The following is a 25152-nucleotide window of genomic DNA, read 5'->3' as shown; positions in this document are numbered from 1 at the left end:
GCCATTATACTTCTCCTTCCTCAAGCAATCGGGATGAAACCATGCAGATCGGGATGATGGGACTGGGCAGGATGGGCGCCAACATGGTGCGGCGCCTGATGCGCGACGGCCATGAATGCGTCGTCTACGACATCAATTCGGCAAGCGTCGCCGGCATGGTCAAGGACGGCGCCGTCGGCGCTGCCTCGCTGGAAGAATTCGTCGCCAAGCTCGCCAAGCCGCGCTGTGCCTGGCTGATGCTGCCGGCGGCGATCACCGGCAGGATCGTCGACCAGGTGGCGGCGCTGATGGAGCCGGGCGACATCATCATCGACGGCGGCAATTCCTACTATCACGACGCCGTCGACCAGGCGGCGAAGCTGGCGGTGAAGGGCATCAATTTCGTCGATGTCGGCACCAGCGGCGGCGTATGGGGCCTCGAGCGCGGCTACTGCCTGATGATCGGCGGCCCCGACGAGGCGGTGAGGCACCTCGATTCGGTTTTCGCCACGCTGGCGCCGGGCGCCGACCCCGGCGCCAATCCGCCCAAGGATGCCGGAACGGCGCCTTTCGGCTACCTGCATTGCGGCCCCAGCGGCGCCGGCCATTTCGTCAAGATGGTGCACAACGGCATCGAATATGGCGTCATGGCCGCTTACGCCGAGGGCATGAACATCTTGAAATCGGCCAACGCCGGCAAACGCGATCGGACGGCCGATGCGGAAACCAGCCCGCTGGAAAATCCGCAATATTATCAATTCGACATCAACCTGCCCGCCGTCGCCGAGGTCTGGCGGCATGGCAGCGTCATCGGCTCCTGGCTGCTCGATCTCACCGCCGGGGCGCTCAGTAACGATCCGACGCTTGCCCAGTTCGGCGGCCGCGTCTCCGATTCCGGTGAAGGCCGCTGGACGCTGAAGGCGGCGATCGACACCGGCGTCCCGGCGCCGGTGCTATCCTCGGCGCTGTTCGACCGCTTCTCCTCGCAGGGCGAATCCCAATTCGCCGACAAGCTGTTGTCCGCCATGCGCTATGCCTTCGGCGGCCATCTCGAAAAGAAGACCGGCGCGTGAGGGGAGAGAATCCATGAGCCAGGAGAGGTCCGACACGCTGGTGCTTTTCGGAGCGACCGGCGACCTTGCGCATAAGAAGATCTTCCCGGCGCTCTACCAGATGGTCGCCAAGGGGACGCTGACCGAGCCGGTGATCGGCGTCGCTTTCGACCCCTGGGATCTCCCGAAATTGACCGACCGCGCCCGCGACGGCATCATCAATACGCTGGGCGCCGTCGATGACGAGGTCTTCGCCAGGCTCGCTTCGCTGCTGCGCTATGTCAGCGGCGATTATCGCGATGGCGCCACCTTCGAGAAATTGAAGGCGGCGCTGGGTTCCGCGCAGCGGCCGCTGCACTACATGGCCGTGCCGCCGACGATGTTCGAGATCGTCGTCCAGGGTCTCGAACAATCCGGCACCGCGCATGGCGCGCGGCTGATGGTGGAAAAGCCGTTCGGCCACGATTTGCAGTCGGCCCGCTGGCTGAACCGTGTGCTGCACCTGGTGTTCGACGAGCAGTCGATCTTCCGCATCGACCACTATCTCGGCAAGGAAGCGATCCAGAACCTGCTCTATTTCCGCTTCGCCAACTCCTTCCTCGAGCCGATCTGGAACCGCAACTTCGTCGAGAGCGTGCAGATCACCATGGCCGAGGATTTCGGCGTCGAGGGCCGCGGCCGCTTCTATGACGAGGTCGGCTGCATCCGCGACGTCATCGAGAACCATCTTCTCAACATCCTTCTGCTTTTGGCCATGGAGCCGCCGGTTGGCCGCTCGGCCGACGACCTGATCGACGAGAAGGTTCAGGTGCTGCGCGCCATCCGCACGCTGAGCAAGGACGATGTCGTGCGCGGCCAGTTCGACGGCTATCTCGCCGAGCCGGGCGTGCGGCCGAACTCGCCGGTCGAGACCTTCGCCGCGGTGCGCTTCTTCGTCGACACCTGGCGCTGGCAGGACGTGCCCTTCTTCATCCGCGCCGGCAAGAACATGCCGGTGCATGCCACCGAGGTTATCGTGCGGCTGAAGCGGCCGCCGCTCGACGTCTTCGATCCGATCAAGCCGGGCGACGCCAATTACGTGCGTTTCCGCATCGATCCGCAGGTGGCGATCTCGATCGGCGCGCAGCGCAAGAGGGCCGGCGACGACATGGTCGGCGAGCAGGTGGAACTTACCGCGCTCGACGACTCCAAGGGCGACATGCCGCCCTATGAGCGGTTGATCGGCGACGCCATGAACGGCAACGGCCAGCTGTTCACGCGCCAGGACGCGGCGGAGCTTGCCTGGCGGATCGTCGGCCCGGTGCTCGGCGACACCACCACGCCGCAGACTTACGCGCCCAAGACCTGGGGGCCGGCCGATGCCATGAACGGCTTCGGTCCGCCCAACGGCTGGATCAATCCGACCAAGTAACTTTGCCGGGAGGACGGGATGGCGAAGGCAGCAAAAACGGCCGCGGCAAGCGGCGATCCGATCGTGCTCACCATCGATGTCGGCGGCTCGCATGTGAAGATCCTCACCAGTGCCGGCGGCGAGATGCGCCGCGCCGCTTCCGGGCCGAACCTGACCCCGGACCAGGTCGTTGCTTCGGTCAAGAAACTGGCCGAGGGCCTGACCTACGACGTGATCTCGATGGGTTATCCCGGCCCCGTGCGGGACAACAAGCCTTCGCTCGATCCCTTCAATCTCGGCAAGGGCTGGAACGGCTACGACTTCACCGCCGCTTTCGGCAAGCCGGTGAAGCTCGTCAACGATGCGCTGATGCAGGCGATCGGCAGCTATGACGGCGGCCGCATGCTGTTCCTCGGGCTTGGCACGGGCCTGGGCGCCGCCATGATCATCAAGAATGTCGGCCAGCCCATGGAACTTGCTCACCTTCCCTACAAAAAGGGCGCGAGTTTCGAGGATTATGTCGGCGAGCGCGGCCTGGAAAAGCACGGGAAGAAAAAATGGCGCAAATACGTTTTCGACGTCGTCGGCAGGCTTCGCGCCGCCTTGCAGCCGGACTATGTCGTGATTGGCGGCGGCAATGTCGACAAGCTCGATGAATTGCCTGAAAAATCCCGGCGCGGCGACAACACTCGCGCCTTCGAGGGTGGATTTCGACTATGGCGCGACAAGGCGCTGATCGTCTGATATTGTTACATTTCAGTATAGTTGTTCAAAACAGCGTGTAATGTCGCGACAGATCATTGCGTCGCGCAGGTTTGCCGACTAGGAATTCGCCGGCCTGCGGCTTTCCGGATTCGCAAACAACGCTCGCAGCGCCTTTGCACACCGCGAAACGTGATCGTTTTCGCCACCTGCGGCACAAATGGAGGGACTACGTGGACGAGGACACCAGCACAGCCAGGGACGTCGATCTGCTCGAGCTCACCGCTCACATCGTATCGGCTTATGTCGCGAAAAACCGCCTGCCAGCGTCGGGTCTGGGCGAGCTGATCGCCAGCGTCGCTTCCTCGATCGGCGGGCTCAGCCAGCCGGCGGAGCCGGCCGCGCCGCCGCCGACCCCCGCCGTCAATCCCAGGCGCTCGGTGACGCCGGACTACATCATCTGCCTCGAGGACGGGAAGAAGTTCAAATCGCTGAAGCGCCATATCGGCGTGCATTTCGGCCTGACGCCAGAGGCTTACCGAACCAAATGGGGCCTCCCCGTCGACTACCCGATGGTCGCTCCCAACTATGCGGCGTCGCGCTCGCAGCTCGCCAAGTCGATCGGACTTGGACGCAAGGCGGAACCGGTCAAGCCGGCCAGGGGCCGCAAGGCCAAGGCGACGGCCTGAAGACGGCATCTGCCTGCACCAATGATTTCGCGAAGCCTGCCGGGGAATCCGCCTTGGCAGGCTTCCTGCTTTTATGGCTTTGATTACACCAGACAGCCGGGGGAGCATGGCCATGAACTACGCCAGGATGGTGATCGAGAAAGAGGCGCCGGAGGAATACGGTTACGACCGCATCCGCTATAACCTCTCCGAGAGCTCGATCGCCGACCAGAAGCTCTCCGACATCGGTCTGACGCTGCCCGACCTCACCCTGTTCTATGGCGAGCATCGCGGCGACAAGGACTTGCGCGCGCTGATCGCGGCGCAGGACAAGGGCCTTTCTCCCGATGACGTGCTGGTGACCGCGGGGGCGGCCGGCGCGCTGTTCATCGTCGCCACCTCGCTGCTGTCGGCCAACGACCATCTCGTCGTCGTGCGGCCGAACTACGCCACCAACATCGAGACGCCGAAAGCGATCGGCTGCGCCATCTCCTATGTCGATCTTGATTTCGACCGGGGTTTTGCCATCGACATCGACCACGTGAAGGCACAAATGCGGCCAAACACGAAGCTGATCAGCGTCACCTGCCCGCACAACCCGACCGGCACGATGATGGCGCGCGCCGATCTCGAGGCGCTGATTGCCCTTGCCGAGAGACACCGCTGCCGCCTGCTGGTCGACGAAACCTACCGCGATCTCTGCTATGGCGAGCGCCTGCCCCCGGCGGCCTCGCTCAGCCCAAGCGCGATCAGCGTCTGTTCGCTGTCGAAGGCCTTTGGCATCCCAGGCATCCGCATCGGCTGGCTGGTGACCCGGGATCCGCAATTGCAGGAGACGTTCCTCGCCGCCAAGGAGCAGATCGGCATCTGCGGCAGCGTCATCGACGAGGCGATCGCCCGCGCCACGCTCGAGCGTCGCGAAGCCTTCCTGGCGGCGCTGCTGCCGGAGATGTCCAGGCGCCGCGACATCGTCCAGGCCTGGATCGACGACGAGAAGCTGGTCGACTGGGTGCGGCCGCAGGGCGGCGTCGTCGGTTTCCCGCGGCTCGAGGTCGATGCCGGCTTCGATCTGGACAGGTTCTACACCAGGCTGCTGGAGGAACACGGCACCTATGTCGGTCCCGGCCACTGGTTCGAGATGCCGAAGCGCTTCTTCCGCCTCGGCTTCGGCTGGCCGACGGAAGCGGCGCTGCGCGGTGGGCTGGCGGCCATCTCGGCCGCTTTGAGGGGGTGAACCCCTTGTCGGAGCAGAGAATTTCGATTTTCCTCGATTCAGCGCGGATTTTTTGCGCGCGCGGCATGACGAACTGAGCTAAAGGGTTGCGGCCGGACCAGCGCCCACCGTGGAAGTGCCCCGCCGGCCATTGTCACAACGGGGCCTCAGATCATGACCGTCGAAGCAACTTCACCTGACCAGCGCTACGCCGCGTTCCGCCATCGGCCGTTCCTCAGCTACTGGACGGCGCGCTTCCTCACCACTTTCGCCACCATGATCGTGTCGGTCGCCGTCGGCTGGCAGGTCTATGACCTGACCCGCGACCCGTTCGACCTCGGCATTGTCGGTATCGTCCAGTTCCTGCCCTCGCTGCTTCTGGTGCTGGTCACCGGTGTCGTTGCCGACCGCTTCGGCCGCCGGCTGATCATGACCTTGGCGACGCTGATCGAGGCCGGTTGCGCGTTGGTTCTGCTGCTTTTGACCCTGCGCATCCTGACCGGCCCGCTGCCGATCTTCGCCGTGCTGGCGATGTTCGGCATTGCCCGCGCCTTCTACGGACCGGCCTCGTCCTCGCTGTTCGCCAACCTGGTGCCGCAGGAGGATTTCGCCAACGCGATTGCTTGGAATTCGTCCGCCTGGCAGACGGCGACCATTGTCGGCCCGGTCGCCGGCGGCCTGCTCTACGGCGTCTCGGCCGAGGTGGCCTACGCCACCGCCGCCATTCTGATGCTGGCCGCGGCGGTGCTCGTCCTCACCATTCCCAAGCCGGGGCAGCGGACGGCCACCGACAAGCCGACGATGCAGACGCTGTTTGCCGGCTTCGGCTATATCTGGGGCGAGAAGATCGTGCTTGGCGCGATCTCGCTCGACCTGTTCGCCGTGCTCCTGTCGGGCGCCTCGGCGCTGCTACCGGTCTACGCGCGCGACATCCTGGAACTCGGACCGTGGGGGCTCGGCCTGCTGCGCTCCGCACCCGGCATCGGCGCCATCTGCGTCGCCGTCTGGCTCGCCGGCCACCCGATCCGCGACCATGCCGGCAGGATCATGCTGGGCTTCGTCGCCTTGTTCGGCGCCTTCACGGTGCTGTTCGGCCTCTCGACCATCACCTGGCTGTCGATCGTGGCGCTGGCTCTGCTCGGCGCCACCGACATGTTCAGCGTCTACATTCGCGAGACGCTGATCCAGCTTTGGACGCCCGACGAGGTGCGCGGCCGCGTCAACGCCGTCAACCAGGTCTTCGTCGGCGCCTCCAACGAGGTCGGCGAATTCCGCGCCGGCACCATGGCGGCGCTGATCGGCACGGTTCCTGCTGTGGTGGTCGGCGGCATCGGCGCCGTCGCGGTCGCCGGCCTGTGGGCCTATCTGTTCCCGGCGCTGCGGCGGGTCCGGCATCTGAACAGCCGCAACTGATTGGGCGCCGGACCTAACCCGCTGGAGAGGCGATCGGCCTTCGCCGACGACGACTGAGATGGGGCCGAGTGCGGACTGGCAGCTTGGGGCTGGGATACAAGAGAGCAGACATTCAGGTCGTCGCGAACATCGTCGTGACCTGACCCAAACGAGCCATTCCGGCAGGCAAGCTCTAATGTCTCGAATGTGGTGACTACGACATTGGTTACACCTCGCCGTATCAGCGGTCCATCAAACGTGCGGAAGAAGGGATTTGCTGGTGAGGTCGGTTTCCTTTCAGAACAACCAATACTATGATCCGCTGGGGCGAGGCCGACAATGGATCGCAAGCTTTCCGCGATTTTAGCCGCAGATGTAGTGGGCTATTCGGCTCTGATGGAGCGCGATGAGGCCGGTACATTCGAACGCCTTCGTGCCGGGCGCAAAGAACTGTTCGAACCCGAAATTGCTCGCCACCACGGCCATATCTTCAAGCTGATGGGCGATGGGATGCTGGCCGAATTCGGCAGTGTCGTCGATGCCGTCGAATGTGCAGTGTCGCTGCAACGCGGCCTGTCCGAGCGCAACGCCTCGCTTCCCGAAGCGGAACAGATTCAGGTGCGGATCGGGATCAACCTCGGCGAGGTGATCGTTGACGGCGACGACCGGTATGGCGATGGGGTCAACATCGCGGCCAGACTTCAGCAGTTGGCGGAGCCAGGCGGCATCTGCGTCTCGGGAAAAGTGGCCAAGGAGGTCGAGAGGAAGCTGGCGTTCACATTTGAGTCAATGGGCGAACAGAGGGTCAAGAATATCACCGAAACAGTTCGGGCCTATCGCGTACTGCTCAATCCAGCGGCAGCGGGCAAGGCCCTCCATGCTCCCCGCCAGCCGCGCGGCTGGCGTTTTCCGGCCGCGGCGGGAATTCTCGTCCTGGCTCTCGGCCTTGCAGCAGCATGGTGGCAGCGATGGGAGAGGCCTGCACAGCCTGCCGTTCCGACCGTCAGCGAGGCAGCCGACGCTCGGCCCTCGCTAGTCGTCCTGCCCTTCGACAATCTCAGCGACGACAAGGAACAAGAATATCTCGCCGACGGCTTCACTGAGGATCTGACGACCGCACTGGCGCGTGTGCCGGGTCTTTTCGTCTTCTCCCCCAACGCGGCCTCCGCTTACAAGGACAAGGACCCGAAGCCGGAGGAGATAGCGGCGGCATTGGGCGTCCGGTACCTGCTGAAAGGCTCGATTCGCCGCGTAGGCGACGACATGCGCATCAATGCGCAGCTAATCGATGGCGGGACTTCCAGACATCTCTGGGCGGAGCGTTTCGACGGCCGGTGGGCGGACGTATTCGCGCTGCAGGACAGGGTTGTCAGCAGCATCGCGGGTGCGCTCCAGCTCCGCCTGGTGAGCGGCGCGCCGGCTACCCGGGCCGGAGGCACCAGTAATCCCGAGGCCTATGAGGCCTATCTCAAGGGGATGGACATCTACAACCGTATCAACACGCCCGAGGAGTTTGCGCAGGCTGTGAAGTATTTCCAGCAAGCCGTGCAACTCGACCCCGATTTCGGCGCGGCGTACGCCCAGCTCGCCTGGGCCTATTGGGACGCGGATGTCGCTCGGGTCGTAGTAATGGGGCTTACGACCGACGTGGCCCAGGGCAAGATCTATGAAACCCTGGAAGCGGCGGCCAGGGATCCTTCGCCGGGCTACTATCAGCTCGTCGCCGAGTTGATGGTCCGCGAGCACGACTCGGACGACGCAGTTACCGTTCTTCTGAAGTCGGTGGCGCTCGATCCCAGCGATACTTGGAATTATCTCTCGCTGGCCAATGCTCTGAATTTCAACGGCAGGCCGAAGCAAGTGCTTAGCTATCTCGATGCGGCTGCGCGCGTCGACCCAAACTCGTGGATGGACTACAGGCGCTACCAAGCCGGACTGGCCGAGTTCGGCCAGGAGAAGTTTGAGGACGCGGTTCGCTCTATCGAGAAGATGGACCTTATATCGGCCGATCCACGGGCGAAATTTTATGCCCTGCAGGTCCTTATTTCGGCTTATGGGCATCTTGGGCGCACAGACCAGGCCGCGGCGGCTTTGGAAACGCTTAGGAAGGTTGTTGCGCGGAGATGGGAATGGGAGCCGAGCCAGTTGATGACCCAGGATTCCATGGTGTTCAAGAATACGGCCGATATCGAACGCCTTTTGGCCGGGCTGACCAAGGCAGGTGTGCCAGAGCTGTCGGCATTGGCAAAGGCAGGCATGAATCCGAAGGACCGGCTCACAGGGGCGGAAATAAAGTCTCTCATGTTCGGGCACGAAACGCGCGGAAAATTGGTAATGCCCACGTTCCTGCCGATGCAGCGCACAACCTCGGTCGACGGCGCCGTCAGCGAAACAGTTGGCCAGAGAACCCGCTCAGGAACCTCCTGGGTGCAAGGCAATTTCCTGTGCAATGCCTTTCCCAGAGAGCTGACAAGCTGTGGAGCAATTTATCGCAATGTGTTCAGGACGCCGGGGCGCGACGACGAATACAAGGCCGTTTACCGCTGGGACCAGTTCGAGTTTTCGGTCGTCAGGTGAACTCCCAAATGCCGCAAGGCCGTAAGTCTGCTTGCCGAGTAGACGCGACGTTGTTGGCATAACTGCAAACGTCGACAATTGGCGCTACAGCGACCAACAACTTCCCGCTGATAACGTCCGCTCTGAGGTAACGGCGAATTCCAACAGAGCGACCGCAGTTGGGCGCAGTCCCGACGTCAAGATGGCTAACCGCCAGACCGGCCGACCAGCGCGCTTGAGATCACCCGCGCGGGCTCTTCCACTCCGAAAAACTCACGCTAACGCCGCGCTGCCGAAAATAGGCCTGCATCAGCTTGCGACCGGAGCGGTTGTTCTGCGCCAACCTAGTCGGATCGAACACCGCCTGTTTTTTCCCCTCTCTCGTCAGCGCTGCCTTGAGTGTCGCAATATGGGCGTCGATGTCGGCATTGTCCGCTCGGAGTGAGGCATAGATATTTTCGGTCGCGTCGGCCACGGTGGGTTCGCTCACAGGTGTCGTCCTTCGATTGATTGGGCGGCGGCTTAGCACAGATTCGCGGCTCCGCCGATACCGACGAGACTGCCGCTCAGGGCAACGGCTTTTGTCCTATCCCACAGCCGGCCTGCCGAAGATCAGCTGTAGGAATTCGCCGAGCCAGCGCTTGAGGTGCAGGTCCCAGATCAGCCGTCCGCCGAGATGGTCGCGGCCGGGCTGCGCGCCGGGCAGTTCGAAGCGATGCGCGCCGCGCACCACCCAGCGCTGCATCATCGCGCGAGTCAGCTCGCCATGGAACTGGATGCCCCATGCGTTCTCGCCATAGCGGAAGGCCTGGTTGGGATAGGTTTCCGCCGTCGCCAGCAGCGTCGCTTCCTTCGGCAGCGAAAAGCCCTCGCGGTGGAACTGGTAGACCATCTCCGGCCAATGCAGCAATTTCCTGCCGGCGTCGGTCGCCTTGAGCGGATACCAGCCGATCTCGACCAGTCCCTCGCCATGGCCCTCGACCTTGCCGCCGAGATGGTTGGCGAGCATCTGCGCGCCGAGGCAGATGCCGAGAAAGGGGCGGTTCTCCCGGAGCGGGATTTCGAGCCAATCGGTCTCGCGGCGGACGAAATCGTCCTCGTCATTGGCGCTCATCGGGCCGCCGAAGATAACGGCGCCGGCATGATCGTCCAGCGTGCAGGGCAGCGCGTCGCCTAATGGCGGCCGGCGGATGTCGAGATCAAAACCCTCTTCCAGAAGCATATGGCCGACGCGGCCGGGGCTCGAAGTCTCCTGATGCAGCACGATCAGGATTTTTGGTCTCGGCCTCGGTCTGGGTGGCATGGGCCGGCGAATTCCTATTCGTCGCTCGACGTTCCGCGCGCGCCCGGCGCCTCGGCCGCGGCCTTGCGGCGCGCCTCGATACGGTCCCGGCGCTCGACGCCGATCAGTTCGGCGACCCGCCAGACGGTGTTGTCCTCGAGCTCGTCCAACTCGCCGTCCGCATAGACGATTTCCCACATCAGGCCGATGAAGGCCTTGCGCGCTTCCGCGTCGAGGTCGCGCTTGAGCACGCTGGTGAAGGCATAGAGGTCGATCGCCTCATTGTCGGCGCGCTCGCCGGCCGCGGCCAGCGCATCGAGCTCCTCGCCGCTCACCGAATAGGTCTCGGCCAGGATCTGCTTGAACCGCTCCCATTCGACATCCTGGCGCACGCCGTCGGCGTTCATCACATGGTAGAGCAGCGCCGAGGCCGCGACGCGCGGATCGTCGGGGCTCGGCTTGGCCTCGCCGCGGGCCGGCAGATCCCTCAGGAAGGACAATACACGCTCGAACATCGATACCTTTTCCCTGCCCGCCAAATCTCTGTCCGCCGAGTCTTCTCTGGCCGTCAAGTCCGGCCTCAAAACAAACGAAACCGGCGCGGCGATTTTTCCGCTTGCTCTTCCGGCGCGACGCCCGGATCGTCCGGCAAACGCGGCAACTCCGAACCCTGCTCAACGGCTTGCGCCTCGCCGGCCGCGTCGGCAACCGCCACATCCTTCTCGCCGCCATTCGCCGGCGCCGGCTTCTCGGCCGGGCCATCGGCGACGATGTCGATCGCCTTTGCCTCCGCCGCGGGAGCGGCGGCGATCACGGGCACCGGGAGATCCGCCTCGCTGTCGATCAGATGGCCAAGCCGCTCCATCGGCGCGCGCCAGGTGAAGGCGTCGAGCTTGCCGGTGACCGGCGACACCGGCGCCCAGCGCTCGGAGACGACGCCATCCGCCACCCAAGCCGGATCGCGCGGCGCACGCACCGCCTTCGACAGCAGCTGCCGCACCTTGCCCTGGTCGCCGGTCTCGGCCTCCTCGACATCGGCGAGCAGAAGGTAGGCGCCTTCGCGGCGGTCCATGCGGATCGCGGCTTCCGCTTCGCGGCGCGCGGTGGCGAAATCCCGCGCATCGAGCGCCGCGCGCGCCACGGCCATGGACGACTCGGCGTGGTTCTTCTTCAATTCCTGCAGCTTCTTCGCCCGGTTGAGCCGGTCGAGCACGGCATCGCCCGACCTTGCATGGGTGTAGAGTTCGGCGATGTCCGGATGCGGTTCGGCCTTCCAGGCAGTTTCCAGGATCTTGGAACCCTTGCGCACATCGCTTTGCCGGAAAACCATATCGGCGGCGATGACCGCCGCCGGCGCGAACTCGGGCGCCAGCTTGTTGGCTTCGATCGCCGCGGCGCGGGCCGCGGTCGGGTCGCTGTCGACCAGCGCCTGCGCCTTGGCGGTGAGCAGAACGGCGCGGCGGCGGTTGGCGGCATCGCGCTCGATCTGCTTTGTCGATTTCTGCGCCTCGACCAATTTCAGCGCGCCGTCCCAGTCGCCGCGCTCGGTCAGTTCCTCGAGCGTCGATTCCGCTGCCCAGGCAAGCTGCGGCGCCACGGCCGCCGCGCGGCCGGCATAGTGGCGCGCGGCGTTGCGGTCGCCGAGGCGCTCGGCCTCCAGATAAAGGCCGCGCAGGCCGAGCAGCCGCATCTCCGGGTCGTCGAGCATGCGCTCGAATTTCTCGCGCGCGCTTTCATGATCGCCCTCGAGCAGGGAGGCTTGCGCGTCGAGCAGGTTGATCAGCGGCTCCTGATCCGATCTGATCAGCTTCGCCGCTTCCTTGGTCTTCTTGCGCGCCAGCGCGCCGTCGCCGGCCCCGGCCGCGATCATGCCTGTCGACAGCGCCTGGTAGCCGCGGTCGCGGCGGCGCACCCGGAAATAGCGCGAGATCGTGTGGGGGCTGTTCCACAGCGACTTGATCAGCCACCAGACGATCATCACCGCGGCGACGACCGCCACGACCGCCACCGCCGCCACCATCAGCGAGACCTGGTATTGGTAGCCGTCGAAGGTGACGACCATGTCGCCCGGACGATCCGCCAGCCAGGCAAAGCCAAGTCCCAGCGCGAAGACCACGGCGAGGAAGACGAGGATGCGGATCATCGAGCGGTCCTCATGCCTTCATCGCACTGGCAACCAGCGCGTCGATCTGCTTTTCGACGTCGAGCCGTGCCTTCAGTTTGCCGGCAAAATCAGCGCCGGCGGCCTTTACGGCGTCCGGCAGCGTGTCGTATTCGCCGAGCGCCTTGGCGTAATCGCCCTGGTTGACCGCCACTTCCATGCGGGCGACGGTTTCCGGCGCTCCCTTGCCTTCGACGGCGCCGACCGGCCGCACCTGAACCAACGATTTCGCGCTCGACACCAGGCTCTGGAAGAAGCCGGCATTCTGGTCGACCGGGGTCGCCGCCTCGACCATGGCATTGGCGGCGGCATCGGCCTCCGAAGCGATGGTGGCGCGTGTCGGGACGCCTTTCTCGGCATAGGACCGCAGCGCCGAAAGTTCGGGCGCGTCCGGTGCGATGGCGGCGAAAGTATTGAGCTCGGTCGCGAACGGCGCGCCGCGATCGAGCGCTGCCTTCAGTGCCGAGGCGGCGATCGCCAGCGCGATCTTGGGCTGCGACGCCTGCGCCTCGACCTTGCCCGAGAGCTGCGCCACGGATTGCTCCAGCGCCGCCACCCGGCCGTCCTCGGCCTTGACCGCGTCGCCCGTCGATTTCGCCAGCGCGTCGAGCCCCGCAAGTTTCTCATTGAGCGGAGCGAGATCGACCGGGGCGGCATTGCCGGTCTTCTGCAGATTGGCAACGCTCGTCTCGATCTGGCCGACCTTGTCGCTCAGCGCCTTCAGCGCCGCGCCGTCGCCGCCTTGCCCGGCCGAGGATTTCAGCGCGGCCACATCGGCCTTGACCTGCTCTAGCGCCGACGAAAGCCCGTCGACCTTGGCGGAGGCGCCGGTATCGTCGCTTTCCTTCAGCGCCGCGACCTCGCTCTTCAACGAAGCGATCTCGCCATTGACGCCATCGAGCGATCCTCCGTTCGATCCCGGCGCGCCGAGCAGGCCGACCGCCTGCAGCAGGCCGCCGCCGGCAAGGGCGATCACGCCGCCGATGACGCCGGCGGCGATGGCGTTGACGCCGGCTTTGCGCGATGGCTGCGGCACGCGATCTTCGCTCCGTGTCTCGCTAGCCTTCGACGTCGAGGCGCTGGCGCCGGCCGCGGATGCGTCCTCGAAATTGTAGCCGAAACCCTGGGGCTGGCTCTTCGGCGCGTCGGACCCGCCGGGATACGGCGCCTCCGGCTCGTCCTTGCTGTGGGCTTCAGGCTTGTCGGCCCCTGCCCGCGAAGCATCGCTATGCTCCCACGGCTCGATATCGGCCTGCTCGGCATGGATCGGCTCTTCCGGAGCCTCCGGTTGCGAAGCGGCGACGGCTTCTTCCGCCTTTGCCTCGTCGGTCTGCCCGGCATTGGCCTCGGCCTTGGCGGCTTCCTCGTCGTTGATTCGAGAGACGGCGCCGGGCTCGAGTTCGATAGTGGCCGGCTCGCGCCGGGTTTTCGAATGTCGCATCTTCGGCGTCTTCACCATGCTTTGGGCTCCGCGAACTGACTTGAGGATGGTTCAAAGGGTCCAGGGGATGCTCTAGCACATCACCAAGCGGTGAAAAGGGGCGGTGTGATGACGCGGCTCAGCCGGGCAGCGACAAAAGCGCCAGCAGCGCCTCTTCCTCGGGTCGCGGTGCGATGCGGATCGATTGAGGAACAACCCCGTCCAGCGGCTTGGCGACACGCCCCGAAAGCGACAAGAATTGGGTCTTTTCAAAGACATGCCGCAGGGCTGGCCGTGCAACCAGGCCGACCAGCTCCATGCTTGCCTTGGCCGAATAAAGCAACACCGCCTCGACCGGCCGGCCCGACAGGCGGGCGAGCACGTCGGCATCGCGATAGTCGATTGCGGTCGTGTCGTAGGTCTCGATCGCCTGGACGCGCACGCCTGCCGCCGCCAGTCGCTGCTCGAACACCGGGAAGCGGACGCGGCCGCACAAATAGACGATTGCCTTGCCGGCAAGGCCACCGGCGATGGCCCCAGCCAGGGCTTCGGCGTCGCCCTGACCCGTCTGGACCGTGGAAAATCCGGCCGCACGGCAGGCCTCGGCCGTTCTCTTTCCCACCGCGTGGCAAGGCAGGCTCACAAGCGGTGCTATCAGCGCGCTCGACGCATGACGCACCGCATTGGCGCTGGTGACGGCGACCGCGACGGCATCGGCCGCGATGGTCGCCTCGACGGACAATGCGCTCGTTTCGGTCAAAGGCAGCAGGATCGGCTGAAATCCCAAGGCTTCGAGGCGTCGTGCCGTGCGCGACGCGCCAGGCTCCGGCCTCGTCACCAGGACGCGGACCATGTCAGGCCCAGCCGTCGAAAAATTTCGCGCCGGCCCGGGCGCGCACCGCCCGCGCGGCATCCGCGCCGATTTCCGCCGCGTAAGCGGCTTCGCCTTCCAGCCCGACCTCATGCGATTCCGTGCCGTCAGGCGAAATGATCAGGCCGGCGAAGGACAGTCTTTCGCCCGATACCGTCGCATGGCCGGCGATCGGCGTGCGGCACGAGCCGTCGAGCGCGGCGAGAAAGGCGCGTTCGCAGGCCAAGGCCTGGCCGGTCGGCACGTGATGGATCGCGTTAAGCATTCTCTCGACGTCGCGGTCACCGATGCGGGTTTCGATGCCGATCGCGCCCTGCCCCGGCGCCGGCGGGAAAGCGTCCAGCGGCATCAGGTCGGTGACGACATTTTCGAGCCCGAGCCGTTTCAGCCCGGCATAGGCGAGGATGGTGCCTTCGGCGACGCCCTCGTCCAGCTTGCGCAGCCTCGTCTGCACGTTGCCGCGGAAGATCACCACGTTGAGGTCCGGCCGCGTGCGGCGGATCAGCGCCTGGCGTCGCAGCGATGACGAGCCGACGATGGCTCCATGCGGCAGGTCGACGATCCGCTTCACCCTCTTGCCGATGAAAGCGTCGCGCGCGTCCTCGCGCGGCAGGAAGGTGGCAAGCTCCAGTCCCTCGGGGAGCACCGTCGGCATGTCCTTCGACGAATGCACGGCGATGTCGATGCGGCCGTCGAGCAGCGCCTCCTCGATCTCCTTGGTGAACAGGCCCTTGCCGCCGGCCTCCGACAGCGGCCGGTCCTGGATGCGGTCGCCGCTGGTCGAGATGGGCACCACTTCGAACGCATGCTCGGGCAAGCCATGCGCCTTCATCAGCCGCGCCCGCGTCTCATGTGCCTGGGCAAGCGCCAGCGGGCTGCCGCGTGTTCCGATTTTCAAAGTTTGCATGGCGCGCGGTCCGTGATAACCCCCGGCAGGCAAAGCCTGGCCGGCCTTGTCCTATATAGGAAAGACCGACGACACAATCTTCGAGGACAGCGACGAATTGATCCGCGTTCTGGGCATAGAGACGAGCTGCGACGAGACGGCGGCCAGCGTCGTGGCGCTGGATGGCGATTCCGCGCCCGAAATCCTGTCCAACGTGGTGCTGAGCCAGATCGAGGAACACGCCGCCTTTGGCGGCGTCGTGCCCGAGATTGCCGCGCGCGCCCATGTCGAGGCGCTGGACGGCATCGTTGAGGCGGCGCTTGGCGATTCGGCCGTCTCGCTAGATGAGATCGACGCCATCGCCGCGACCGCCGGGCCGGGCCTCGTCGGCGGTCTGATCGTCGGACTGATGACTGCCAAGGCGATCGCCGCCGCCGCGAACAAGCCGATGATTGCCATCAACCACCTCGAAGGCCACGCGCTCACCGCGCGGCTGACCGACGGTCTCGACTTTCCCTACCTTCTTCTGCTCGTCTCCGGTGGCCACACCCAGATCGTCGCGGTACGCGGCGTCGGCGATTACCAGCGATGGGCAACCACCATCGACGATGCGCTCGGCGAAGCCTTCGACAAGACGGCCAAGATGCTTGGCCTGCCCTATCCGGGCGGACCGAATGTCGAGAAGGTGGCGGCCAAGGGCGACGCGAGCCGCTTTGCCTTCCCGCGCCCGATGAAAGGCTCGGCGCAGCCGGATTTCTCCTTCTCGGGGCTGAAGACGGCGGTGCGGCAGGCTGCGACGGCAATCGCGCCGCTCAGCGACCGGGATGTCGCCGACATCTGCGCCTCCTTCCAGGCAGCGGTGGCCGACGCGCTGGGCGACCGCGTCGCGCGAGCGCTCGCCCGCTTCGGCCAGGAGTTCCCGGACCAGGCGAATCCGGCACTGGTCGTCGCCGGTGGCGTTGCCGCAAATCGCACGATCAAGGCAACGCTCGAAGCGCTCTGTTCCGAAGCCGGCTTTCAATTCGTCGCGCCGCCGCAAAAGCTTTGCACCGACAACGCGGCGATGATCGCCTGGGCTGGCATCGAGCGGCTGCGCGCCGGCATGGCGGGGGAGAATGGCGCCGACTTCGTCCCGCGCTCGCGCTGGCCGCTGGACAGTGTTTCTGCTCCTTTGGTCGGCTCCGGCCGGCGCGGTGCCAAGGCATGACCGGGAACGGCAAGAAGCCTGCGAGCGGATGGCGCGTCGCCGTGCTGGGCGGCGGCGCCTGGGGCACGGCGCTGGCGCTCGCCATGCTGCGTGCCGGCCATTTCGTACGGCTTTACGCGCGCGACGACGAGACCGTGGCCGCCATCGATCGCGGCGAGAACCCGCGCTACCTGCCCGGCATCGCGATCGAGCCGGGCATCGTCGCCACGAGCAATATTGGCGCCGCGCTCGGCGGCGCCGACTGCGTCCTGGCGGTGACGCCGGCACAGTCGCTGCGTGCGGTGCTTGCCTCAGCCGCTGGCCATGTGCCTCAAGGCGTCCCGCTGGTGCTTTGCGCCAAGGGCATCGAGCGCGACACAGGCGCCTTGCTGTCGACGATCGTCGCGGAAAGCCTGCCGAGCAATCCGGTGGCCGCGTTGTCCGGACCGAGCTTTGCCAGCGACGTCGCGCGCGGCCTGCCGACCGCCGTGGTGGTCGCCGCTCGCGAGGCGGAATTGGCGGCCGAGCTTGCCGTCCGCTTTTCGGCGCAGAACCTGCGCTGCTATTCCAGCGACGACCTGATTGGCGTCGAGATCGGCGGCGCGCTGAAGAACGTCTTTGCCATTGCCGCCGGCGCCGTCACCGGCGCCGGGCTCGGCGCCAGCGCCCAGGCCGCCATGGTGACGCGCGGCTTCGTCGAATTGCGCCGCATCGGCGCCGCCTTCGGCGCCCGGCCGGAGACGCTGATGGGGCTTTCCGGCCTCGGCGACCTGCTGCTTACCTGTTCCTCGGCGCAGTCGCGCAACTTCGCCTATGGCCTGGCGCTCGGCCAGGGCAAGCCGCTTGCCGGCATGCCCCTGGCCGAAGGCGTGCCGACGGCGGCCATTGCCGCCCGCATCGCCGCCGAGCGCCAGATCGAGGCGCCGATCATTTCCGCCGTCGCCGCCATCCTCGACGGCAAGGTGACCATCGGCCAGGCCGTGACCGCGCTGATGACGAGGCCGCTGAAAACCGAAACCGACATCTGAACCATCGGAGTTTCCAAGATGCTGTTTGCGTTGATTTGCAAGGACAAGCCGGGCAGCCTGCAGCTGCGTATCGACACGCGGCCGGCGCACGCGGCGTTCCTGGAGGGCCTGATCGGCGAAGGCAGGCTTGCCTTTGCGGGCCCCTTCCTCGACGCCGACGGCAAGCCCGACGGCAGCCTGGTGATGGTCGAGGCACCGGATATGGCCGGGGCGCAAGCTCTGGCCGCCGCCGATCCCTATGCCAGGGCCGGCCTGTTCGAAAGCGTCGAAATCCGGGCATGGAACTGGGTGTTCCAGAAGCCTGTCGGCGCATGATCGTTGGCTGCTCTCGCCGTTGGAACGGCGAGAGGGTAAGGGTAATGTCGACCGGGACACCGTGCGTGGCGCATCGATAATGGCAATGGGACAACTGATATGAACTACTGGCTGTTCAAGTCCGAACCCTCGGTCTTTTCCTTCGAGGCGCTGAAGGCCAAGGGCAAGGCCGGCACGCAGTGGGACGGCGTGCGCAACTATGCCGCGCGCAACAACATGAAGGCGATGCAGATCGGCGATCTCGGCTTCTTCTATCACTCCAATGAAGGCCTCGACATCGTCGGTATCGCCGAGGTCTGCGCCCTCGCCCATCCCGACACCACGACCGACGATCCGCGCTGGGAATGCGTCGACATCCGCGCGTTCAAGGACGTGCCGAAGCCGGTGACGCTGGAACAGGTCAAGGCCAACCCGAAGCTCGTCGAGATGGCGCTGGTCCGGCTCGGCCGGCTTTCCGTGCAGCCGGTGACGCCGGCCGAATGGAAAGAAGTCTGCCGCATGGCCGAGCTCAACCCGGCGCCGTGAAAAGGCTCACGCCCAAGACCGCGAAGAAATTCATCCTCGACAACACGGCGCTGATGGCGCCGCCGCATGTGCCGGAAGTGCTTCTGCATCTCGCCGACGAGGCGCATGACCTTTGGCTGCGCACCGAGGAGGAGCTGGCCGAGATCGGCCTGCCGCCGCCTTTCTGGGCTTTTGCCTGGGCCGGCGGCCAGGGCCTCGCCCGCTATGTGCTCGACCATCCCGCAACCGTGCGCGGCAGGCGCGTGCTCGATTTCGCCTCCGGCTCGGGCCTCGTGGCGATCGCGGCGATGAAGGCCGGCGCGGCCGAAGTGGTCGCCGCCGACATCGACCCGTTCTGCGCGACGGCAATCGCGCTCAATCTCGCGGCCAACGCCGTCGAAGCGCAATTCCGCGGCACGGACTGTGTCGGTTCCGACGATGGCTGGGACGTCGTGCTGGCCGGCGACGTCTTCTACGACAAGACATTCGCCGACAGGCTGCTGCCATGGTTCGCCAGCCTGCGGGCGCGCGGCGCCGAGATCCTCGTCGGCGATCCAGGTCGCGCCTACCTCCCCAGGACCGGGCTGGAATCGCTTGCCGTTTACCAGGTCCCGGTGACGCGCGTGCTGGAAGATGCCGAGGTCAAGCGAACGACTGTCTGGCGCCTTGCTTGACGGGATGAGCGAACAAGCGTTCCATCGCATTTCGAATTGGAGGGGAAAAGCATGGATTTTTCGGTCGTGAACTGGCTGGCGGTGATCGCCGCCGCGGTGATCGCATGGTTGTTCGGCGCTGCCTGGTACGTGGGCTTGAGCAAGCCCTGGCTGAAGGCGGCGAAGCTCGACCCGGCGACCATGAAGCGCTCGGCCGTCCCGTTCGTCGTCAGCTTCATCGCCGAGCTGATCATGGCGCTGGTCCTGACACTTGTGGTGGGCGCCATAACCGGCGGCGAGCCGAACCCGGTCGCGGGGCTGCTGTTCGGCTTTGTGCTCTGGCTCGGCTTCATCGCCACCACGCTGAGCGTCAACCATCGCTATGAAGGCTTCAGCTGGGCCTTGACGCTGATCGATGCCGGCCACTGGCTGGGCGTGATGCTGATCATCGGCGCCGTCATCGGCTGGTTCGGCGCACCGGCGGCGCCGGCGGGCTGATCATCCGGCCTTACGTCGGCGTCTTCGCCGCCTCATCGATAAGCCAGTCACGGAAGGCGACGATGCGGGCGTCGTCCTTCGCGGCTTCCGGATAGACCAGGAAATAGGCGAATTCCGGCGCAACCTTGATGCCGAGCTCGAAAGGCCGCACCAGGCGCCCTTGCGAAAGATCGTTGGCGACCATGGCGAAATCGGCAAGCGCCACCGCGTTGCCGTCGAGCGCCGCTTGCGTGGCATCGGTCGAGGACCCGAACACCAGCGTGCGGCTGTCGTCGAAATCGTCGACGCCGGCAGCCTGCATCCACATGCTCCAATTCGGCCAGGTCACGCCCTGCCGCGACCAGTCGATGTGGGCGAGCGTGTGATGGAAGAGATCGCGCGGCTCCCGCAGCGGCGGGCCTGACGCCAGCAGCGCCGGGCTGCACACCGGGATGATGATGTTATCAAACAGGCGATGGGAGTGAAGCCCGGGATATCTGCCCGTGCCGAAACGAATGCCGACATCGACATCGTCCAGGTCGAAATCCCTGAGGTCGTAGGTGATGTCGAAACGCAGCTCGATGCCCGGTTTTTGCTTGCGGAAATCGTCGACCCGCCGCATCAGCCATTTCGTCGCGAACTGCGCGTCGAGCGTTACCTTCAGCAGCGCCGTGCCGCGCGCCATCTTGCGGGCGCGGCTGACGGCGCGGTTGAGCAGGTCGAGCGCATCGACCGAGGCGTCGAGCAGGACGTTTCCTGCCTCCGTCAGTCGGATCGTGCGGCTGGTGCGCGTGAACAGCACGAGGTCGAGCTGGTCCTCGATCTCCTTGATCTGATGGCTGACGGCCGCCGGCGTCAGGCCGAGCTCGTCGGCGGCGCGGGTGAAGTTCAAATGCCGGGCCGCAGCCTCGAAGGTCCTCAACGCACGCGTTCCGGGCAGCAGGCGAGCCATTCGATCTCCAAATAGAACTTGATGATCAAGAAAGAACTACTCGTTTCCCGTTTGTTTTTCAATCCAGCATGATGGCTTTATCGAAACACCATAAAACCGGATTTGATATCCGGAGAACACGGATCGAGCCATGTCTGAGATCGTTTTGAAGTCTCACGCCACCCTGAAATCGTCCCTCCCGAAGCGGCTGCGCGCAGTGTTCGACTGGCTGCGTCAAGCCCGCGTCGCCGCGCGGCTCCCACTCGAGTCGGTCGAGGATCTTTCGGACAGCCAGTTGCGCGATATAGGCGGCGAGCGCCGCGACATCGCCAAGGCGATGGCTCGGGAGCTTAGCGAAATTGGACTGCTGGGTACGGGTTGGCAGCGGCACTGAGGCAGTAGGAAATAGGCGGCAGGCAGTGGGGAAGAGCACCTACTGCCTACTGCCTACTGCCTACTGCGTTACCGCACCACCTTCACCACCGTCCTATTTGACAACATCGGAAGCAGCCTCGCCATCGTACGCGCCGTCACCGCCACGCAGCCTTGCGTCGGCGTGAAGCCCGGCCGGGCCAGATGGAAGAAGATCGCGCTGCCGCGCCCGCGCCGGCGCGGCGCGATGTTCCAGTCGAGCACCAGACAGACATCGTAGAGCCGGTCGTCGCGCCGCATCCGCTCATGGCTCGCGCCATAGGGAATCTTCACCGCGCGATTGTAGTTGCGATCGTCCGGCACCTCGCACCAGCCGAGATCCGGGCCGATCGGGGCCATTGGCACCCTTGTCCTGCGCCCGCCCGGAAAATGATCGTTGCGGAAATAGCCCGACAGGACGCGCATCGACGCCAATGGCGTCGCGCCGTCCCCCTCATGCTTGTTGGCGGAGATGCCGCTGCGGCCCAGCGCGCAGGGAAACACCGCTCTGCCGGCCTGCAGGAACCCCTGCGCGGGATTGCCGGGGCGTGCGCGCACGACCAAAACACTCAAGGCTTTCGGCAAAAATGCGCGCGCCGCATTGCGACCGCGTTTTTTCTTGTATGATTGTTTCACGGAACAAATCACTGTGATCGGCTGTTGCCCCGGTGAGCTTCCGCATAAATGGGGGGAGGTCAACTGAATATTCATTTTAAAACAACGGATTGATCCATGACATCACGCACCATTCTGATCGTTGACGACGACGACGACCTGCGCGCCACCCTGGTCGAGCAGCTGGCGCTTTACGAGGAATTCGACGTCCAGCAGGAAGCGACCGCCGCGAAGGGCGTCGCAGCGGCGCGCGGCGGCGTTGTCGATCTGCTCATCATGGATGTCGGCCTGCCCGACATGGACGGCCGCGAGGCGGTGAAGATCCTGCGCAAGGGCGGCTACAAGGCGCCGATCATCATGCTGACCGGCCACGACACCGATTCCGACACGATCCTGGGTCTCGAGGCGGGCGCCAACGACTATGTGACGAAACCCTTCCGCTTCGCCGTGCTGCTTGCGCGCATCCGCGCCCAGCTTCGCCAGCACGAGCAGAGCGAGGATGCCACTTTTTCGGTCGGCCCCTATACGTTCAAGCCCAGCCAGAAGCTGCTGATCGATCCGCGCGGCGCAAAAGTACGGCTGACGGAGAAGGAAGCCTCGATCATCAAATACCTCTACCGCGCCGACCAGAAAGTGGTGACGCGCGACGTCCTCCTGGAAGAGGTATGGGGTTACAATTCCGGCGTCACCACGCACACGTTGGAGACCCATGTCTACCGGTTGCGGCAGAAGATCGAGCGCGATCCTTCCAATGCCGAAATTCTTGTGACAGAAAGCGGCGGCTACAAGCTGGTTCCTTAAACATTTCATGATCGAAATGAGCGGTCGGGGCGGGGCCGCTTCGGGTACGATCCTGGTGCTGGAGGGTGTGATGGATCGGCTCGATAGATGCCTCGCATGGTGTGCAGGGCTGCTAGTGTTGGAGCGTTTCTTGCGCGTCCTTTAAGAACGCGCCGCTCCAAAGGAGGGACTGGACTGACCGCTCGGGGACACAGCTAGGATGGCGCTGGATGACGACATCCGCATCCTGTCCGGTGTGAAGCTTTTCCAGGGCTTCACGCAGGAACAACTGCGCCTGCTCGCCTTCGGCGCCGAGACCACCTTCCTGCAGGCCGACCATAAGCTCTACCGCGAGGACGATATGGCAGATTCGGCCTACATCGTCGTCAGCGGGCGCATCGTGCTCTACCGCGAGCAGAATGGCGACCGCATCCCGATCAGCACGGTTGGCCCGGGCACCATGCTGAGCGAACTGGCGCTAATTGCCGACACCAACCGGCTGACCAGCGCCTCGGCCGCGATTGATTCGGAGGTGATCCGGCTCAGCCGCAAGATGTTTCGCCGCATCCTCGAGGAATATCCGGAGCTGGCGGTGCAGCTGCACGCGCGCATCCTGGAGGAATTCCAGCAGATGATTGCCCGTATCGAAGAGCTGGCGCCGCGGTTTTCGGGTTGAAGCGCAGGAGACGGCGAAGCGACGCGCGCAGACCCTAGATGACGACTGGAAAGGCAGGCGCCCTCTTCCTCCGCCAGCGCTTCAATCCAAATCAAACCGCGCAATCACCGGCACATGGTCTGACGGTTTTTCCCAGCCACGCGCTGCCTGCAGGATCTCGTAGCCGGCGAAATTCTGCACCAGATTGGCGGACGACCAGACATGGTCGAGGCGGCGGCCGCGGTTCGAGGCTTGCCAGTCCTTCGCGCGATAGCTCCACCAGGTGTAGAGTTTTTGGTCGGCCGGCACGTTGAGCCGCATCAGGTCGACCCAGCCGCCGGCCTTGCGCATCGCCTCGAAGTTTTGCGTCTCGACGGGCGTGTGGCTGACGACGTTGAGCAATTGCTTGTGCGACCAGACGTCATGCTCCTGCGGCGCGATGTTCAAATCGCCGACCAGGATCGATGCGGATGAACCGTCCTCGCTCGCCGGCACGCCGTTCATCTCATGGACGAAGTCGAGCTTGTGCCTGAACTTGCGGTTGATCTCGGGGTCCGGTTCGTCGCCGCCGGCCGGCACGTAGAAATTATGCACCAGCACCGACCTGCCGCCCGCGCGCACCCTGACCGACAGATGCCGGCTGTCGTCGATCTCGCAGAAACGCCGCTTCTCGACCAGCTCGATCGGGCGGCGGGCGACGGTGGCGACGCCGTGATAGCCCTTCTGGCCGTGGAACAGGATGTGTTCGTAGCCCGCTTTGCGGAAGGCCTTTTCCGGGAACAGCTCGTCGGGGACCTTGGTTTCCTGCAGGCACAGCACGTCGGGCGCGTGTTCCTTCAAAAGCCGCTCGACGATCGGCATGCGCAGGCGCACGGAGTTGATGTTCCAGGTGGCGATGGTGAAAGGCATTCAGGCGAGTGTCCGGGACGGCTAAGGTCGCCGAACTAGTGCCAGTGAGCGCGGGCGAAGACAAGCCGAAGCATGTCGCAGGCCTTCGAGATTGGCCAAAGTGTTCTCAACTTCGTCATTCCAGGGCGGAGCAAGGAGCGAAGCGACGCGCGCAGACCCTGGATCCATGCCGTGACGTGCGAGCGCTGCACGGTGCAGACCCCGGCACTGAACGCCGGCACAGGATAATGTCATTCTGCACCGTATCGTTCTTCGGCAAGCGGAACGGCATGGATCCCAGGGTCTGTGCTCCGCTTCGCCCTAGGAAGACGAAAGCTACTGATAGGCCCGCAAGTTGGCAATTTAGCGGGTCTTCGTGTTCAGCTCGCGGTTGGCCGTATAGTCGATGGCGAAAGTGTCGGCCGGGAAGCTGCCGCCTTCCTTGACGTTGAAGATCATCACCGTCGTGTCCTTGCCCTGCGCGTCGGTGATCGTCCACTGGCGCAGTTCGTAGGTCTTCGGATCGAACATCATGGTGATCATCGCATTGCCGAAGACCGACTTGTCCGAGAGCTTGATGGTGGTCAGGTCGTCCTCTTCCTTGATCGCCTTGACGCGGCCGCCGGAGAGATCGATCCGGTCGTCGAGCAGCAGTTTCAACGGCGTCTTCGACAGCGGGTAGAGGTCGGAGGTGTTGAGCTTCTTGTTGAGGATCACAACCGACTTGCCGTCGGAGATCACGCGGAAGTTCGAGGAGCCGTCATAGTTGAAGCGTATCTTGCCCGGGCGTTCGAGGAAGAACTTGCCGCCGGTCTGCTCGCCTTTCGGACCGAATTGCACGAACTCGCCGCTCATCGACTTCACCGAGGAGAAATGGTCGGCGATCTTCTGCGCCGCCGGCGGCACCGCGGCCTGCGCGGCGGCCACCAGCTGGTAGCCGGGCACGAGGTTGAGAGCGGCAGCGCCGCCAAGCATCAGGCCGAGGCCGAGGAGCTGGCGGCGGGTGAGGGCGAATTCGGTCTGGGTCTTCATGCCGGTCACTTCCTGTGATTCGTATGGTGGCAGTATTTGGACTCCCACTGGGGCCTAAGTTTGGCGGGTGCGCGACAGCTTCCTCGTATGTGAGCGGGCGACAGC

At 64.8% G+C, this 25152-nt stretch carries 27 protein-coding genes; 16 read left to right on the top strand and 11 right to left on the bottom strand.

All coding sequences use genetic code 11. The features are described 5' to 3' along the window. Positions 1–41 precede the first annotated feature (41 nt). The 7 genes from gnd to F3H96_RS09310 all read left to right on the top strand — a co-directional run bounded on the left by gnd (position 42) and on the right by F3H96_RS09310 (position 8973). Positions 42–1052, top strand: coding sequence for a phosphogluconate dehydrogenase (NAD(+)-dependent, decarboxylating) (gnd, locus tag F3H96_RS09340; RefSeq protein ID WP_149791658.1), 1011 nt, complete (start codon positions 42–44; stop codon positions 1050–1052). 13 nt (positions 1053–1065) lie between these two features. After that, positions 1066–2442, top strand: coding sequence for a glucose-6-phosphate dehydrogenase (gene zwf, locus F3H96_RS09335; RefSeq protein ID WP_149791657.1), 1377 nt, complete (start codon positions 1066–1068; stop codon positions 2440–2442). 18 nt (positions 2443–2460) lie between these two features. Continuing rightward, on the top strand, positions 2461–3165 hold the full coding sequence (locus tag F3H96_RS09330; RefSeq protein WP_149791656.1) for an ROK family protein: 705 nt from the start codon (positions 2461–2463) through the stop codon (positions 3163–3165). Positions 3166–3356: 191 nt separating this feature from the next. Further along, entirely contained in the window at positions 3357–3812 is a 456-nt protein-coding gene (locus tag F3H96_RS09325) for a MucR family transcriptional regulator (RefSeq protein WP_149791655.1), read from the top strand. A 112-nt stretch (positions 3813–3924) separates the two neighbouring features. Next, positions 3925–5025 (top strand): aminotransferase class I/II-fold pyridoxal phosphate-dependent enzyme, encoded by a 1101-nt coding sequence (locus F3H96_RS09320; RefSeq protein WP_149791654.1) that lies wholly within the window; start codon positions 3925–3927, stop codon positions 5023–5025. 153 nt (positions 5026–5178) lie between these two features. Continuing rightward, positions 5179–6417 (top strand): MFS transporter, encoded by a 1239-nt coding sequence (locus F3H96_RS09315; protein ID WP_149791653.1) that lies wholly within the window; start codon positions 5179–5181, stop codon positions 6415–6417. A gap of 318 nt (positions 6418–6735) precedes the next feature. Then, positions 6736–8973, top strand: coding sequence for an adenylate/guanylate cyclase domain-containing protein (locus tag F3H96_RS09310; RefSeq protein WP_149791652.1), 2238 nt, complete (start codon positions 6736–6738; stop codon positions 8971–8973). Positions 8974–9193: 220 nt separating this feature from the next. On the opposite strand, the gene F3H96_RS09305 is transcribed toward F3H96_RS09310, so the two are convergent. The 7 genes from F3H96_RS09305 to hemC form a co-directional block, all read right to left on the bottom strand. Next, positions 9194–9442: a hypothetical protein gene (locus F3H96_RS09305; protein ID WP_149791651.1), complete on the bottom strand. Its 249-nt coding sequence runs from the start codon at positions 9440–9442 to the stop codon at positions 9194–9196. 96 nt (positions 9443–9538) lie between these two features. Continuing rightward, positions 9539–10255, bottom strand: coding sequence for a glutamine amidotransferase (locus F3H96_RS09300; RefSeq protein ID WP_149791650.1), 717 nt, complete (start codon positions 10253–10255; stop codon positions 9539–9541). Between the two features lie 14 nt (positions 10256–10269). Then, positions 10270–10749 carry a TerB family tellurite resistance protein gene (locus F3H96_RS09295; protein ID WP_149791649.1) on the bottom strand — a complete coding sequence of 160 codons (480 nt, stop codon included), beginning with the start codon at positions 10747–10749 and terminating at the stop codon, positions 10270–10272. Between the two features lie 65 nt (positions 10750–10814). After that, positions 10815–12377 (bottom strand): heme biosynthesis protein HemY, encoded by a 1563-nt coding sequence (locus F3H96_RS09290; RefSeq protein ID WP_149791648.1) that lies wholly within the window; start codon positions 12375–12377, stop codon positions 10815–10817. 10 nt (positions 12378–12387) lie between these two features. Next, the gene (locus F3H96_RS09285; RefSeq protein WP_149791647.1) at positions 12388–13854 is read right to left on the bottom strand and encodes a COG4223 family protein; all 1467 of its coding nucleotides are present in this window, start codon (positions 13852–13854) and stop codon (positions 12388–12390) included. 100 nt (positions 13855–13954) lie between these two features. Then, complete coding sequence (locus F3H96_RS09280) at positions 13955–14668, bottom strand: uroporphyrinogen-III synthase (protein ID WP_149791646.1); 714 nt, start codon at positions 14666–14668, stop codon at positions 13955–13957. Position 14669: 1 nt separating this feature from the next. Then, entirely contained in the window at positions 14670–15593 is a 924-nt protein-coding gene (gene hemC, locus F3H96_RS09275; RefSeq protein WP_149791645.1) for a hydroxymethylbilane synthase, read from the bottom strand. Between the two features lie 100 nt (positions 15594–15693). On the opposite strand from hemC, the gene tsaD reads away from it, so the two are divergent. The 6 genes from tsaD (at position 15694) to F3H96_RS09245 (ending at position 19756) form a co-directional block, all read left to right on the top strand. Next, complete coding sequence (gene tsaD / locus F3H96_RS09270) at positions 15694–16779, top strand: tRNA (adenosine(37)-N6)-threonylcarbamoyltransferase complex transferase subunit TsaD (protein WP_188131346.1); 1086 nt, start codon at positions 15694–15696, stop codon at positions 16777–16779. Then, complete coding sequence (locus F3H96_RS09265; protein WP_149791644.1) at positions 16776–17786, top strand: NAD(P)H-dependent glycerol-3-phosphate dehydrogenase; 1011 nt, start codon at positions 16776–16778, stop codon at positions 17784–17786. Before tsaD ends, F3H96_RS09265 begins: the two co-directional genes overlap by 4 nt. Positions 17787–17804: 18 nt before the next feature. Continuing rightward, positions 17805–18101 (top strand): YciI-like protein, encoded by a 297-nt coding sequence (locus F3H96_RS09260; protein ID WP_149791643.1) that lies wholly within the window; start codon positions 17805–17807, stop codon positions 18099–18101. 99 nt (positions 18102–18200) lie between these two features. Next, positions 18201–18626 carry an EVE domain-containing protein gene (locus tag F3H96_RS09255; RefSeq protein WP_149791642.1) on the top strand — a complete coding sequence of 142 codons (426 nt, stop codon included), beginning with the start codon at positions 18201–18203 and terminating at the stop codon, positions 18624–18626. Next, positions 18581–19279: a methyltransferase gene (locus F3H96_RS09250; RefSeq protein WP_188131337.1), complete on the top strand. Its 699-nt coding sequence runs from the start codon at positions 18581–18583 to the stop codon at positions 19277–19279. The genes F3H96_RS09255 and F3H96_RS09250 overlap by 46 nt, the downstream gene beginning before the upstream one ends. A 51-nt stretch (positions 19280–19330) precedes the next feature. Further along, entirely contained in the window at positions 19331–19756 is a 426-nt protein-coding gene (locus tag F3H96_RS09245; RefSeq protein WP_149791640.1) for a DUF1761 domain-containing protein, read from the top strand. A 10-nt stretch (positions 19757–19766) separates the two neighbouring features. Here F3H96_RS09245 and gcvA read toward each other — a convergent pair whose 3' ends face one another. Then, a complete protein-coding gene (gene gcvA / locus F3H96_RS09240) occupies positions 19767–20687 on the bottom strand; it encodes a transcriptional regulator GcvA (RefSeq protein ID WP_149791639.1) in 921 nt (306 codons plus the stop codon). A gap of 130 nt (positions 20688–20817) precedes the next feature. Between gcvA and F3H96_RS09235 the strand changes: the two genes are divergently transcribed. Then, complete coding sequence (locus F3H96_RS09235; RefSeq protein ID WP_149791638.1) at positions 20818–21060, top strand: hypothetical protein; 243 nt, start codon at positions 20818–20820, stop codon at positions 21058–21060. Positions 21061–21128: 68 nt separating this feature from the next. On the opposite strand, the gene F3H96_RS09230 is transcribed toward F3H96_RS09235, so the two are convergent. Then, a complete protein-coding gene (locus F3H96_RS09230) occupies positions 21129–21725 on the bottom strand; it encodes a L,D-transpeptidase (protein WP_149791918.1) in 597 nt (198 codons plus the stop codon). Between the two features lie 84 nt (positions 21726–21809). On the opposite strand from F3H96_RS09230, the gene F3H96_RS09225 reads away from it, so the two are divergent. After that, complete coding sequence (locus tag F3H96_RS09225) at positions 21810–22493, top strand: response regulator transcription factor (protein ID WP_149791637.1); 684 nt, start codon at positions 21810–21812, stop codon at positions 22491–22493. A 199-nt stretch (positions 22494–22692) separates the two neighbouring features. Continuing rightward, positions 22693–23148 (top strand): cyclic nucleotide-binding domain-containing protein, encoded by a 456-nt coding sequence (locus F3H96_RS09220; protein ID WP_149791636.1) that lies wholly within the window; start codon positions 22693–22695, stop codon positions 23146–23148. 81 nt (positions 23149–23229) lie between these two features. On the opposite strand, the gene xth is transcribed toward F3H96_RS09220, so the two are convergent. Continuing rightward, the gene (gene xth / locus F3H96_RS09215; RefSeq protein WP_149791635.1) at positions 23230–24036 is read right to left on the bottom strand and encodes an exodeoxyribonuclease III; all 807 of its coding nucleotides are present in this window, start codon (positions 24034–24036) and stop codon (positions 23230–23232) included. Positions 24037–24378: 342 nt separating this feature from the next. Further along, positions 24379–25047 carry an outer membrane lipoprotein carrier protein LolA gene (locus F3H96_RS09210; RefSeq protein ID WP_149791634.1) on the bottom strand — a complete coding sequence of 223 codons (669 nt, stop codon included), beginning with the start codon at positions 25045–25047 and terminating at the stop codon, positions 24379–24381. Positions 25048–25152 lie beyond the last annotated feature (105 nt).

The organism is Mesorhizobium sp. NFR06, assembly GCF_900115245.1.
Classification (GTDB): Bacteria; Pseudomonadota; Alphaproteobacteria; order Rhizobiales; family Rhizobiaceae; genus Mesorhizobium.
Note: the sequence above shows the minus strand (reverse complement) of the source record. Positions and strands in the feature narration are given on the sequence as shown.